General features: G+C 47.0%; 10 protein-coding genes. 8 read left to right on the top strand and 2 right to left on the bottom strand.

Annotated features, from left to right (window positions below; translation table 11 throughout):
- The first annotated feature begins 34 nt into the window (after nt 1–34).
- Nucleotides 35–2,491, top strand: coding sequence for a putative bifunctional diguanylate cyclase/phosphodiesterase (locus NNX04_RS05935; RefSeq protein WP_261947782.1), 2,457 nt, complete (start codon nt 35–37; stop codon nt 2,489–2,491).
- On the opposite strand, the gene NNX04_RS05930 is transcribed toward NNX04_RS05935, so the two are convergent.
- Complete coding sequence (locus NNX04_RS05930) at nt 2,474–3,184, bottom strand: 16S rRNA (uracil(1498)-N(3))-methyltransferase (RefSeq protein ID WP_151057356.1); 711 nt, start codon at nt 3,182–3,184, stop codon at nt 2,474–2,476. The two genes, NNX04_RS05935 and NNX04_RS05930, sit on opposite strands and share 18 nt — an antisense overlap.
- A 133-nt stretch (nt 3,185–3,317) precedes the next feature.
- Here NNX04_RS05930 and NNX04_RS05925 point away from each other — a divergent pair, with 133 nt between their 5' ends.
- The 4 genes from NNX04_RS05925 to NNX04_RS05910 are packed head-to-tail and all read left to right on the top strand — an operon-like array spanning nt 3,318 to nt 10,165.
- Complete coding sequence (locus tag NNX04_RS05925) at nt 3,318–4,076, top strand: diguanylate cyclase (RefSeq protein WP_261947781.1); 759 nt, start codon at nt 3,318–3,320, stop codon at nt 4,074–4,076.
- Nucleotides 4,073–5,647, top strand: coding sequence for a Y-family DNA polymerase (locus NNX04_RS05920; RefSeq protein ID WP_261947780.1), 1,575 nt, complete (start codon nt 4,073–4,075; stop codon nt 5,645–5,647). The genes NNX04_RS05925 and NNX04_RS05920 overlap by 4 nt, the downstream gene beginning before the upstream one ends.
- Nucleotides 5,647–8,736, top strand: a complete 3,090-nt coding sequence (locus NNX04_RS05915; RefSeq protein ID WP_261947779.1) for an error-prone DNA polymerase — start codon at nt 5,647–5,649, stop codon at nt 8,734–8,736. The genes NNX04_RS05920 and NNX04_RS05915 overlap by 1 nt, the downstream gene beginning before the upstream one ends.
- A gap of 13 nt (nt 8,737–8,749) precedes the next feature.
- A complete protein-coding gene (locus NNX04_RS05910) occupies nt 8,750–10,165 on the top strand; it encodes an exonuclease domain-containing protein (protein WP_261947778.1) in 1,416 nt (471 codons plus the stop codon).
- Between the two features lie 32 nt (nt 10,166–10,197).
- Here the strand turns inward: NNX04_RS05910 and NNX04_RS05905 are convergent, their stop codons facing one another.
- On the bottom strand, nt 10,198–10,815 hold the full coding sequence (locus NNX04_RS05905) for a DNA-3-methyladenine glycosylase I (protein WP_261947777.1): 618 nt from the start codon (nt 10,813–10,815) through the stop codon (nt 10,198–10,200).
- A 591-nt stretch (nt 10,816–11,406) separates the two neighbouring features.
- Here NNX04_RS05905 and NNX04_RS05900 point away from each other — a divergent pair.
- From NNX04_RS05900 to NNX04_RS05890, 3 genes are all read left to right on the top strand, one after another.
- The gene (locus NNX04_RS05900) at nt 11,407–11,529 is read left to right on the top strand and encodes a hypothetical protein (protein ID WP_255321698.1); all 123 of its coding nucleotides are present in this window, start codon (nt 11,407–11,409) and stop codon (nt 11,527–11,529) included.
- Between the two features lie 35 nt (nt 11,530–11,564).
- Nucleotides 11,565–12,644: a DUF4917 family protein gene (locus NNX04_RS05895; protein WP_007640443.1), complete on the top strand. Its 1,080-nt coding sequence runs from the start codon at nt 11,565–11,567 to the stop codon at nt 12,642–12,644.
- A gap of 117 nt (nt 12,645–12,761) precedes the next feature.
- Complete coding sequence (locus NNX04_RS05890; RefSeq protein WP_007640444.1) at nt 12,762–13,967, top strand: DUF6161 domain-containing protein; 1,206 nt, start codon at nt 12,762–12,764, stop codon at nt 13,965–13,967.
- Nucleotides 13,968–13,986 lie beyond the last annotated feature (19 nt).

Genomic DNA, 13,986 nt, shown 5'->3' with positions numbered 1-13,986 from the left:
ATAAAACAATTCAAATCCCGGAAGTCCAAGGTCAATGAGAGACAAAGCGCCTTCATTTTTTAATGGCATTTCTTTTCAGCTTGCCAAAATCGGTATTATTTTGGCGTTTGTGCTGAGTTTTTTACTGAGTTCCGTGCAGCTGTATCTGGATTTCCTGAATCAGGAAAAAGAACTTAAATCCCTTATTGACCGTGTTATTCAAGTTGCCACGCCACCGGCCGTGCGCTCAGTGTCCACTTTGGATGACGAACTTTCCTACGAAGTGGTTAACGGCTTACTGCGCTACGGTTTCATTTACGAAGTAGTTATTTACGACGATACCGGCAACGTGCTCGCCCAGGGCAGCAGCACCCGCCCGGAAGTCCCCACTCGCTGGCTCACCAGTAAAATTACCGAAAATACCCGCGAATACACCGCCAACCTGTTGCTGCCCGGTTATAGCGATGGCACTTCCGGCAGTATCCGTTTTTCAGTGGATATGGATCTGGCGCTGGAAGGTTTTTACAACCGTTCCAAAACGGCACTCATGACCGGCTTGCTGCGCAACATGTTTTTGGTGCTGTTATTGTTTGTGGTTTTTTATTACACCCTCACCAAACCGCTGGTACGTTTATCCCGCGAGATTAACAACATCAACCCCGATCACCCCGGCGTAAATCGTCTAACGCAATTGCCGCCGCAGCGCAAAGACGAACTCTCGCAACTTATTGCCAGTTCTAATCAATTGCTCGACGTAGTGGAATTGTCGCTCGCCAAACGCCGTGCGGTGGAATTGGCGCTGCGCAAAAGTGAAGAGCATTTGCGCCAAATTATCGATCACCTCCCGGTAATGATTGGTGCGCGCAATATTGCTGGCTATTACTTGTTTGCCAATAAAGCCCTCGCCACTGAACTGGGTTATACCCCTGAACAAATGCGCAATTTGCACGTGCGCCAGTTACTTAAAAATTCAGTATTCGATATAGATACCATGCTGCAAAACGATTACCGCGTGATTCGCGGCAACGAAGAATTGGATGTAATTGAGGAGCGTTTTGTCACCGCCACGGGTAAACAATTATTTTTACAAACCCACATTATGCCGCTCGCGTTTTACGATGAAAAAGTTGCGCTCATCGTGTCGGTCGATATTACCGAGCGCAAAAACGCCCAAGCCAAAATGGAATTTATGGCGCACCACGATGCACTCACCGGCCTGCCGAATCGTTTGCAATTGGTGGAGCGTTTGGAACACGAACTGCGCCGTGCCGAACGTCACGGTTATTATGGTGCGGTATTGTTTATCGACCTGGATCAATTCAAAACTATCAACGATTCTCTCGGTCATCCGGTGGGTGACCGCGTGCTTGAAGTAGTTGCCGAGCGTTTGCAGCAATCGGTGCGCGAGGAAGATTTAGTCGCGCGGTTTAGTGGCGATGAATTTGTCGTCGTGCTCACGGTGCTGGATCAGGACATAGAAACCGCTGCACTGCGCGCCGGTGAAATCAGTGAAAAAATTCGCGCCATCATTTCCCAGCCTTACCTCCACGACAATATGGAATTGCGCGTGACCTGCTCCGTGGGGGTGGTGGTGTATCCGGATAAAAATAATTCGGTGCACGAATTGCTGCGTTACGCCGATACTGCTATGTATCAGGTAAAAGAAAAAGGTCGCGACTCCATCGAATTTTTCAACGAGGAAATGGCTGATAAAGTCAGCCGCCAACTCACCATGGAAGGCGATTTACATCGCGCACTGGATGAAGCGCAATTCAAACTCTATTACCAGCCCAAAATTGATATTCAAACCGGTCATGTGGTTGGCGCTGAAGCACTGCTGCGTTGGAATCACCCGATTAAGGGCATGGTATCGCCAGTGGATTTTATTCCCGTACTGGAAACCTCCGGCATGATTATCGATGTTGGTCAGTGGGTATTGGAAGATGCGTGCAAAACCCTCGTCGCCTGGAAAGAATCCGGCCTGTGGCAAACCGGGATGAAACTCAGCATTAACATCAGCCCGCGCCAGTTCCGGCGCGATGCGTTTGTGGATGACGTGTTGGCAGCACTCGATAAATATGCCATTCCGGAAAATTCGCTGGATATGGAAATTACCGAAGGTATTGTTATCCAGCGGGTGGACGATGCGATTGTCACCATGACCACACTCAGTAATCGCGGCATTAGTTTCTCGCTCGACGATTTTGGCACCGGCTACTCGTCCATCAGTTATCTCAAACGTTTACCGGTGAGTACATTAAAAATTGATCAGGGTTTTGTGCGCGATATTATCGAAGACCGCAACGACCGCGTCTTGGTAGAAACCATTATTACCATGGGCCGTTTGTTGGATATGGAATTGGTGGCCGAAGGTGTGGAAGAGCAAGAGCAGTTGGAAATTTTAAAATCGTTTGGCTGTAATTATTATCAAGGTTATTTGTCCAGCCAAGCGGTGCCTATTGATCAGTTTGAAGTAATTCTCGCGCGCGCCAAATCAGAACAGTCGACCTAATAAATACGGCACGGCTGTTTCCACGCGCATAATGCGTTCACCCAAATGCACCGCTTCAAATCCGCATTTTTCCAGCAGTGCGATTTCATATTCAATAAAACCACCTTCCGGGCCAACTGCGAGCGTGAGTGCGTAATCAATTTGGCTGGGGCAGGTGGTTGCGGTGTAGGGGTGTGCTACCAGCGCGCGGCTACCAACAATTAACCCGGGCAATTCATCCTCCACAAAAGGTTTAAAACGCTTGTGCAAATGCACCTCGGGCAAGCGCGTATCGCACCCCTGTTCCAAACCCAGCAATAATTGCTCGTGAATACTTGCTGCTTCCAAAAACGGTGTTTGCCAATAACTCTTTTCCACGCGGTAAGAATTAATCAGGTGTAATTTTTTTACTCCCAAGGTGGAAATGGTTTGCAAAATACGCCGCAACATTTTCGGGCGCGGCAATGCCAATACCAGTGTTAAATCCAGCGCAGGTGGCGGCGTTTGTGGCAAATCCAACTCCAGCCTAATTCCCGTATCCTCCAGCGCTATAACCTTGCCGGTACCCATATTCCCGCCCAACAACCCCACCTTGAGCGCATCACCCGCCACTGCACCATGAATATTTTTAATATGCGTCACCCGGCGCGCATCGCTAATAAATGCACTGTGGCTGGAGGTTAAATCATCGGGGGAGAGCAAAATTAAATTCATGGTTTTTGGCAGTCGGCTGAGGGAGAAGCGTTAAAACGCCGTGCGATTGTAACAAAAAAGTTCTAACGCGGCTTGTTGACTATCCAGTGGTTTGCTGGACTATACTGTATTTAAATACAGTATAGTGATCGGCATGAATGAAATTTCCCCTGAGACTCCCAGCACTGCTTCTCTTGAGCAATTATTGCTCCGGGATGATATGTGGATGGGGCACTCCCAGCGCTTCACCACGCGTGCGGCGGTGGAGACGGGGTATGAGCAGCTGAATGCGAGTTTGTTGAATCGCGGTTGGCCCTTGGGCAGTTTGGTGGAGGTGTGCCAGCAGGGTATGCAGGGGGAATGGCAATTATTCACTCCGGCACTGCTTGCGCTGCCGGGCTTGGTGGTTTTAGTGAACCCGCCAGCAGCACCCTTTAGTCAGGCATTTATTCAGGCGGGGATCGATCTTGATCGGTTGATTGTGGTGGCCGCTGCGGGTAAAAAACATTTTATATCCTGTTTTATTGAGCTCTGCCGGGCCAGTGTCGGGGCAGTACTTGCTTGGCAACCTCAGGAGACAATGAGCTATACGGAGCTGCGTAAATGCCAGTTAGCCGCAGCGGAAGGTACGGGGTTGTCGGTGGTGTTCCGGCCCGTGGCGATGCAACAACAAAGTTCACCAGCGACTTTACGGCTCTACGCGCGCTTGGCATCAAGCGGTTTGGAAATCACGGTATTTAAACAAAAGGGACACCTGCAAACACAGCAGGCCAAACCCATAGTGTTGCCGTTGCCTGCGCAGTGGAAAGCTGCCACGCCTCACGCTGCACTCATGCAAAAAAGCGCAGGTGCTAAAACGGATTCCAAACCCCAGCCGCTTGCCAGTATTATTCCTTTGCGAGGTAAAACGTGAATGAATCCAACTCACGGTTGTGGCTGGCCATCCGCTTTTTTGATCTTCCCTTAACCGCGCTTTCTTTTACAGGGCAGTCTTTTACAGAGCTGTCTTTAACCTCGCGGCCTTTAACTACACCTGGCCTCGATGGTGATATCGACAAGCCGCAAGTCGTTATCCAAAAAAAGCGCGTTATTTTTGCCAACAGTCTGGCGCAGCAAGCGGGTGTGCAACCGGGTATGGATATCACCACTGCGCAGTTGCTAAGTGGTTGCGAAGTATTGCCGCGCGATGAAACAAAAGAGCAATCGGTGCTGCATGCGCTGTCGGAGCAGTGTTATCAATTTAGCCCTTACATTGAGCGCTACAGCAGTGAGGCACTGGCGCAATCCGGATTGCTGCTGGAAATTTCTACCTGCCTGAAGTTATTCGGCGGCATCCACGCGCTGTGTGAAAAAATAATTACCCAGCTGGCCCAAACACCTTACGGGTTTAATTATGGGCTGGCCCATTCTGCACCAGCAGCTTGGTATCTCTCTTTTGCGGATTACGCCATTAACGGCACTGAAAGCAAAGCACTGTTTATTGAACGATTGAATGCACTGCCTATTGCGTTATTGGGCGATTACCCTAAAGCAGTAGAAGCTTTGCGTAAAACCGGATTTAACACTTTGGGCGATATTGCCACCCAGATTAATGCCAAGTCGATCAGCAGTTTTAAAAAGCGATTGGGTGCGGAATTCACTGATTTGCTGTGCGACATTTACGCCATTGATCAGAATTTTCAGCAGGCTGCGCTGTTTGAAACACCGCGCAATAATTATCGCCCGGTGGAGTGGTTTGCGGCGGAAATACAATTTGAATATCCCGTCACGCTTGTTGCGCAATTAGAACCGGCCATTGAAAGCCTGTTGCAGCAACTCAGCACTTATCTGCGCAAACGCCAGCAGCAATGTCAGTCCATTGAATGGCGTATTGCCGATATTTATCACCACCAGGAATTAATTCAGGTGCATAGCGATGAGCCGCAAAGCCATTGGCAATTGTTGTATGACTTGTCACTAATCCAGTTCAATAACAAAGCGCTGCCATTTGAAGTGGATACTCTCAAACTGGTGTGTGAGCAGGCGATGCCGCTCCAGCAGTCCAGTCAGGTATTGGATTTTGAACAGCGTCGGCGCAAAAGCACCCTGCAGGATTTCACCGTCACCATTGCAAAATTAAAAGCGCGTTTGGGGGATAGCGCCGTGTACAAACTGGGCTATCGCGATAGCCGTGTACCAGAAATTACCAATGCAATTCTTGCGCTCGCGGAAAAATGCAATCAGCAACTGCCAGACGTGCATTTAAAAAGTTTGCGCCCCACATGGTTGTTAACAATGCCGGAATTAATAGAACAGCGGCACGAGCGACTCTATTGGCATGGTTACTTGACGCCACTGGTTGGCCCTGAACGGGTGATTGGCGATTGGTGGCAAAAACCGGTGGCCAGGGATTATTTTTTGGCGCAGCGTCAGGACAATTTACCGGTATGGATTTTTTTTGATCTGTATAACAAGCAGTGGTACGTGCATGGAGTATTTGCCTGATGCGCTACGCCCAACTTCACACCACCACCAATTTCACTTTTCTCACCGGCGCCTCGCACCCCGCTGAGTTTGTGCAGCGCGCTGATGAATTAGGTTATGACGCGCTGGCGATTACCGATGAGTGTTCACTGGCCGGTGTCGTAAAAGCATTTGTTGCGGCAGAGGAGCTGGGGGTTAAATTAATCATTGGCAGCCGTTTTCGTTTATCCAACGGCATGGATTTAATTGCTATTGCGCCTTCGCGAATTGCCTACGCCGAACTTTCCGGTTTTATCACTCTGGCGCGGCGGCGTGCCGACAAAGGCACTTATGAAGCGCACTTTGACGATTTACGTTTTCGTTTGCGTCATTGCCTGATTATTTGGGTCGCAAAACTCAGCGACACCATTGTGGATGCAGTGGCAACTGAATTAACGAATGCGTTTAAAGACCGCTTATGGATTGGCATTAATCATCGGCTACAGGGGGGAGAGCAGCAGGATTTTGCGCGCTGGCAGTTGCTTGGTCGTGAAAAAAATATTCCACTGGTCGCCTGCGGTGAAGCCTTAATGCACAGTGCCGAGCGAAAACCCCTGCAGGATATTGTGACCGCTATTCGTCACAAAACACCCATTCAGGAAATGGGCACCAGACTGGAATTAAATGGTGAGGCTTACCTTAAATCCCTGCATCAGTTAGCGCGCCTCTATCCGCCGGAATTACTTGCTGAAACCGCGGTGATTGCCGACCTGTGCCACTTTTCCATGAGTGAATTGCGCTACCAATATCCGCGTGAGTTGGTGCCCGGTAATGTAACGCCTATTGCGCACCTGCGTTGTTTGGTTGATGCCGGTAAACAGCAGCGCTGGCCACAAGGTGTGCCTGCTGAGGTTGAAAGTTTGTTGGAAAAAGAACTCGCGTTAATTGAAGAGTTGGAATACGAATATTATTTTTTAACTGTGCACGACATTGTGCGCTTTGCGCGCGCGCAGGGAATTTTGTGTCAGGGGCGCGGTTCTGCTGCCAACTCGGTGGTGTGTTATTGCCTGTTTATCACCGAAATTGCACCGGGTTTAATTGGTGTTCTGTTTGAGCGGTTTATTTCCCGTGAACGCGACGAGCCGCCGGATATTGATGTCGATTTTGAACACCAGCGTCGCGAAGAAGTGATTCAATATATTTATCAAAAATATGGGCGTGAGCGTGCGGCTATCGCGGCGGTGGTTATTACTTATCGGGGCAAAAGTGCGGTGCGCGATGTGGGTAAAGCCCTGGGCATGGACGAATCACTGCTCGATCATCTATCAAAAAATATGGCTTGGTGGGAGCGTGGGGCAGATCTGCCAACAACGCTTAGCGGGATCGGCGTAAAAATGGGCGGCGAGCTGCTCACACATTTTTTTAACCTGTTGCAATTAATACAGGGTTTTCCCCGTCACCTGAGCCAACACACCGGCGGCTTTGTTATTTCTGAAACCCGAATCAGTGACCTTGTGCCTTTGGAAAATGCGAGCATGGCCGAGCGCACTATTATTCAATGGGATAAAGAAGACCTTGAATCCATGCGTTTATTAAAAGTGGATGTACTGGCATTGGGCATGTTGTCGGCACTGCGGCGCGCGCTCGAATTAATCCACAGTTATGACTCGCGCATTCGTTCACTGCAAGACATTCCTACTGAAGACGAACACACCTATGCCATGTTGTGTCGCGGTGACAGTGTGGGCGTATTCCAAATTGAATCGCGCGCACAAATGGCCATGCTGCCGCGCCTGCAACCACAATGTTTTTACGATCTGGTGATTGAAATTGCCATTGTCCGGCCTGGGCCAATTCAAGGCGATATGGTGCACCCTTATCTTCGTCGTCGCGCCGGGTTGGAGCCAATCAGTTTTCCCAGCGATGCGATTAAAGATGTGCTCATGCCCACGCTCGGTGTGCCTATTTTTCAAGAGCAGGTGATGAAGCTCAGTATGGTTGCCGCCGGGTTTACCGGTGGTGAGGCAGATGAATTGCGCCGCGCGATTACCAACTGGGGAAAAAATTCAAAACTGTTGTTATTTGAAGATAAATTCAAAAATGGGCTGCTTGCCAACGGCTACACCCAGGAGTTTGCCAATAATTTATTTGAGCAGGTAAAAGGCTTTGGCGGTTATGGTTTTCCCGAGAGCCACTCCGCCAGTTTTGCGATTCTGTGTTATGTGTCTAGCTGGATTAAACGGCATCATCCCGCTGCGTTTTATTGCGCGTTGCTCAATAGTCAGCCCATGGGTTTCTACAGTCCATCACAATTAATTCAAGACGCGCGCCGCCACGGTGTGCAGGTTCTGCCGGTGGATATCAATCACAGCGATTATGAGAACACTCTCGTGCTGAGTGAAACCGGCGTGCGCGGAATTCGCTTGGGGTTTTTATTCGTGAATAAACTCAATACTCGCGATGCACAACAAATTCCTATCGCGCGCGGAAATTCACCGTTTACATCGCTAAAAGATCTTGCACGACGCACCTCGCTCAGCGATGCCGCCTTGGAAAGCCTGGCCTCCGCCGATGTATTGCGCACGCTAGCCGGTGATCGTTTTCAAGCGCGCTGGCAAGCGTCGGCGTTAATGCCGCACTCGCCACTACTGGATGAAAGTGATCCAGCGGGTGATGAATTGCTGATGCCGGGCCCCAGCCTTGAACAAAATGTACTGGATGATTATGCCTCGGTCGGGCTGACCTTACGCACGCACCCCATGGCGATTTTGCGACAGGAATTTCCGTTTAATAAATGCAAACGGTTTGCGGATTTAGTGAGTTTACGCCACAAGGGTTTTGTGCGGATTGCGGGAATAGTGACCGGGCGGCAGCGGCCGGGCACGGCGAGTGGTGTTCTGTTTATGTCCCTGGAGGACGAAACCGGCACCAGTAATGTAGTGATCTGGAATTCAACCCAGCAGCGATTTCGCAGCGAAATACTCACCGGTAAATTGCTCATTGTAAAAGGCACGGTTGAAATTCTCACCGAGGGCGTGAATGTTCCCATTGTTCATGTGATCGCCGGGCACATTCAAAACGTAACTGATCGCCTACACAACCTCGCGTCAAGCTCGCGCGATTTTCATTAGTTTGTAAAAATATATGCTGAAATATTTTCCCATACCCTGTGCGATAGTGGATATAGAAACCACCGGTGGCAATGTGACCTATGATCGCATTATTGAAATCGGCATAGTGGAGGTCACGGAGCAGGGCGTTACGCAATGGTCTACATTAATTAACCCGCGCACGACCATTCCCGAGGGTATTCAGCGGCTAACCGGAATCACTAACGAAATGGCTGCCGCCGCGCCGTACTTTGAGCAAGTCGCCAAAGAAATAATACTGCGCCTGCAAGGTAAGTTATTTGTCGCTCACAACGTGCGTTTTGATTATGGTTTTATTCGCAATGAATTTGCCCGCCTTGCGTATCCCTACAAATCCAAACTCTTATGTACAGTCAGGCTGTCCCGCTTTTTGTATGCGGATTGCGAAGGCCACAGCCTGGAAAAACTTATCATTCGCCACAATATTCGTGTAAGCCACCGCCACCGCGCGCTGGACGACGCCATCGCGGCCTATAAATTTATGGAGATTGCAGAACAGGAAAAAGGCGAGGCGAATATCAAGGCCGCTATTCAACATCAGTACCGCAAAGAGAGTATGCCCGCCGGGTTTGATGCAAGCATTATGGATGGCCTGCCTAACTCACCCGGCATTTATTATTTTTGGGGTGAGAATCAAGAGCTGCTCTATATCGGTAAAAGCATCAGTATTCGCAAACGTGTGCTCTCGCATTTTACTGCCGACCATAAATCCGCCAAAGAGATGAAAATTTGCCAGCAAACGCGCAATGTCACGTTTGAAAAAACCGCGGGCGAATTATCTGCGCTGATTTTGGAGTCCAAAAAAGTAAAAGCACTGCAGCCGCTGTACAACCGCAAACTTCGCCGGGTAAGTAGCTTTCACACCATTCAATTGGAGGAGGGTAGCGGTGGCATACTCACGCCACAAATAGTTCCTGTGTCCCAGATGCCAACCAACGGCAAGAAAATCTACGGCCTTTTCCCTTCCAAAATAAAAGCCAAACAAACCCTTCAAACCCTCTGCGACGAACATCATCTTTGCTATCAAGTCTGCGGTATAGAAAATATCAGCAATAGGGCTTGTACCAGTCATCAACTCAAAAGATGCCAAGGTTATTGCGCAGGCAAACAACACGCCTTGCAACACAACGTCAAATTACTGGAAGGCTTGGCACTCTTGGCGTTAAAAACCTGGCCCTATAAAGGCACCGTCGCATTGGTAGAAAAAAACCAAAGCGACGGCATGGAGCAGCATCTGCTAATAAACAATTGGTGCATCCTGGGCGTTGCAGAAACCGCCGCAGACTACGAAGCGATACTCGCCGACAATCCCTCGCTGGAAATCGATAAAGATATTTACCGTTATCTGGTAACCGCCATCTTCAAGAAACGGCAATCGCTGGCATTGGTGCCCTTGCTCTCAGGAACATAAGAGCGTTTGGATTGTGGGTTGCAGCGTGGTGATTACTTCTTGTTCCACTCTGCCAAAAATGTCTTCCGTTCGAGATCTGCTTTTTTGCGGGCAATGCAATCGTCCACATGGTCATTGATCAACCCCATGGCCTGCATAAAGGCATACACAGTAGTGGGGCCGACAAATTTCCAGCCGCGTTTTTTTAAGGTTTTGGATAGCTCTACCGATTCCGGTGAAGTGGACTGCGATTGTGGTTTTACTTGCGCATTCGCGGGTAACGCATAACGCCACACAAAATTTGCCAGCGATCCCTCGGTGGCAACTAACTCCTGCACGCAGCGGGCGTTATTAATAACTGCCTCAATTTTTCCCCGGTGCCGCACTATGCCTTCATCTTGCAACAGGCGCTCAACATCGGCGGGGGTAAAGCGGGCGATTTTATTGAAATCAAAATTCACAAACGCTTTACGAAAATTCTCCCGCTTCGCAAGAATCGTTCGCCAACTCAAGCCGGACTGAAACCCTTCCAAACTGATTTTCTCAAACAACCTGAAATCATCGGCAACGGGAAAGCCCCATTCACTATCGTGGTACGCGAGGAATTCAGGCGCCGCACTGCACCAACGGCAACGCAATTTTCCATCCTCAAATAACATGGCATCGCTCATTACTTATCTCCTTTCAGCCATACCCGCAAACGCGAGTACCCACAAAATATTCTTCCCGTCATACCCGCGAACGCGGGTATCCATAATATTCGTAACGTGGATTTATTGTGAAGGGCTAGTAATTCCTGTGCTCGCGGGCGAAATAAGCAGCGCAGCACTTCGTTATAGATTTTGTATTGTCATATTCCCGACAGTCTTGCGTAGTGGTTTGGCTTTCTTGTTTGTATCGTCAATATGATGGCAGACTCATGGTTTGCAGAGTATAAAAGCCAATAAGCTATTGATTATAAAAATAATTATTCCCCAAACAGTCGCCGTTTCCGCCTACTTACATCTAATGCGGTAATAAATGTAATGTGATGTTATTCACAAAACACTTTGCATCGCTTATGCTCCAGAAAAACCAATGGGACGACTTGCCAGCAAGGCTCACCCACGGGAACTATTTCATCGGATGATGTAGTTACTCTCTCCGCTGTTTTAATTTCCTCGCTTGTGTCTTTCTGCATTCAAATATTGCAGAGTTAGTGCTTTGTAATTTTTTACTGAAGTAGATTTAAATCGTGAAGAAAATCGAGGAAGGGCAGAAAGGTGCCCAAAGCGGAAGTTGTAATCTCAGATAAGAAAGTAACAAAAAATTGCAATTCTTTAAAAAAAGCTCGTCGTTTTAAAAAACGAAAAAAAGGTGTTAAAGCAACAGCTGTTGACGGGTAAGCGTAGGATGCAAGTTAATTGAATGGGGTTATGAAATGACTAAAATTCTTACCTTTTTAGAGGCACTTGATGACTCCGATCAATATTCAAAACGACACCTATTACTGGGGAACGGCTTTAGCATTTCATGCCAGCCTGATATATTTCACTATGGATCACTTTACGAACAAGCGGATTTTTCAAATATCCCTGGTGCCGAGAAAATTTTTCAAAAATTGGGGACACAAGATTTTGAGGTGGTCATTCAGTCACTGGAAAATGCAGCAACCTTGATTCCAGTTTATATGAAAGGCTCAACTGAGATAGCAGAGCTTATGTGTAGCCATGCCACAACCCTCAAAGATATTCTGGTTGGCACCATCGCCAAGAATCACCCAGACAGACCTCAGGATATTGACGCAACTCGCACTTGGGCATGTAAGGAGTTTTTATACAACTTTATCGGAGCGGACAATAATAAAAACGGGTATGTATTTACTCTCAACTATGATCTATTACTGTACTGGACTCTGATGAATAATGAAAACCCATTCGATAATGATGATTTAAATCTAAAGAAAAACGATAGTTTTGGAAATGACGAAAACAATCCATCGGCAGACTACGTTGTTTGGCAAGGTGAAACAGCAGCGCATTCAGCTAATATATTTTTCCTACATGGAGCATTGCATCTATTTGATGCAGGGTCGGAATTACAAAAATACACTTGGGTTAGGAGTGGTGATCGCTTAGTTGATCAAGCCAGAAATGCAATAAGCCAGAATAAATTCCCACTTTTTGTTGCGGAGGGAACTAGCCAGCAAAAGAAATCGAAAATTAGGCATAATGCATATTTATATCAAGGCTTTAAAGTCTTAACCTCTAATGCGGAAACTAAAAATCATTGTTTTTTTATATTTGGTCATTCTTTGGCAGAAAATGATGATCATATTTTGATTCGAATGGCTCGCGGAAAGTTCCAAAAGCTGTATATAAGCTTGTACGGAGACCCTGCGAGCGAGACCAATAAAAAAATAATCAGTCGCGCGCAGTGGATGCAAGCACAACGTCACGCAAAGCACCCATTAGAAATATCATTTTTTGATTCCGCCTCTGCTAATGTATGGGGAGACTAATAATACATCATTTTTTCATAATCGAAATTAATTGATTGCATACAATGAAAAAACAATAAGCGTGCATCAACATAACTGATTTTTAAAGTTTAGCTTGTAGCAATAGAAGGACTCCACATGGTAGATAAAAAAATTAGTATCGGAATATCGGATTCTGCAGGCTTTAATAGAAACTTTACAAGCCTTAAAGAGCTTCTTGTATTCTGTAAAGATGAGGCTGAATTCTGGAGATCGGAAGATTCTATAAATAGCAACCAATCAAAACGCTCTCATGGCTGTTTTTCGGCAAATAATATTTTTACCTCAATCATTTCCGGAATAGATGATTCTTCTACTTTGAGTGATGATCAACTATCAAATGCAATTAATCATATTCTTTCCTCACAAAGAGCATTTTTAAGCAACCATTGGATATGGAGTGCTCACGGTTTTACCAAGAGCTTTCTCGATGTGCTGGAGAAACATGGAGAGGAATCTGCAAATGCCTTTTTTTCATTAGTTGTTCACCGGTCAGTAAGATCAATAAACAATAGTGAAATCCTCATAGGGTTAATCTCCGGATATGAGTACATTACTCAGAATTCCGAAATATTCCAGCGTCGCAACAGCGAAAAGCAATCCATTAACCAATTGCGAGATCGCCTAGAGAAAGCACAGGAAAAGCTCTTCTCCGAAATTGCAGATTCTCAAGAGGACTTTAGCGAATGGGATGCAGGAAATCGCGAGGAAGCAAAGACCGTTATCCAAAATCATAAAGAAGCTAACGAACAGCAGGCAATAACTCAAGATAAGAATTTTGAGGAAAAGTTGAGAGAGTGGAACACCTCAATTACCGCTTTGGAGAACACTTACGAAGAAAAACTTCGCTTGGATAAGCCAGCACAATACTGGAATAAAGCTGCAGTTCGCTATAACAAACAAGGTTGGACATGGGTTACTGCAATCGTATTACTAGTGTTTTTTGCGCTTATAAATTTCCAAGACTTTTTTGTACATTGGCTCAACGGTAAAGAACTCGAATTAAAACTAAATAGTTTTCAAGGAGTTATTCTTTTCGGGTCAATTGTTGCCACTTATGCATTTGTTCTCCGAATTTTCTCACGACTAGCTTTTAGCTCTTTTCACTTAATGCGTGATGCACAAGAAAGGGAGCAGCTAACGTATCTCTATTTGTCCCTATCAAACGAAGCAGCTATAGACAAAGAATCTCGGGATATTGTGTTACAGGCACTATTCAGCCGAAGTGAAACTGGCTTGCTGGCTCAGGAGCATGGCCCGACCATGCCGGGAATAGATACCTTGAAAAATACCGTAACAAAATAACATCAAGTATTTAAAACCA

It is taken from the genome of Cellvibrio sp. QJXJ (assembly GCF_024452345.1).
Taxonomy (GTDB): domain Bacteria; phylum Pseudomonadota; class Gammaproteobacteria; order Pseudomonadales; family Cellvibrionaceae; genus Cellvibrio.
The sequence above is the reverse complement of the archived record's forward strand: the minus strand, read 5'-3'. Positions and strand labels throughout refer to the sequence as shown.

Excerpts from the sequence above, each read along its gene's own strand:
- NNX04_RS05935 (WP_261947782.1), top strand. The coding sequence starts at position 35 with ATGAGAGACAAAGCGCCTTCATTTTTTAATGGCATTTCTTTTCAGCTT.
- NNX04_RS05930 (WP_151057356.1), bottom strand. The coding sequence starts at position 3,184 with ATGAATTTAATTTTGCTCTCCCCCGATGATTTAACCTCCAGCCACAGT.
- NNX04_RS05925 (WP_261947781.1), top strand. The coding sequence starts at position 3,318 with ATGAATGAAATTTCCCCTGAGACTCCCAGCACTGCTTCTCTTGAGCAA.
- NNX04_RS05915 (WP_261947779.1), top strand. The coding sequence starts at position 5,647 with ATGCGCTACGCCCAACTTCACACCACCACCAATTTCACTTTTCTCACC.
- NNX04_RS05910 (WP_261947778.1), top strand. The coding sequence starts at position 8,750 with ATGCTGAAATATTTTCCCATACCCTGTGCGATAGTGGATATAGAAACC.
- NNX04_RS05905 (WP_261947777.1), bottom strand. The coding sequence starts at position 10,815 with ATGAGCGATGCCATGTTATTTGAGGATGGAAAATTGCGTTGCCGTTGG.
- NNX04_RS05895 (WP_007640443.1), top strand. The coding sequence starts at position 11,565 with ATGACTAAAATTCTTACCTTTTTAGAGGCACTTGATGACTCCGATCAA.
- NNX04_RS05890 (WP_007640444.1), top strand. The coding sequence starts at position 12,762 with ATGGTAGATAAAAAAATTAGTATCGGAATATCGGATTCTGCAGGCTTT.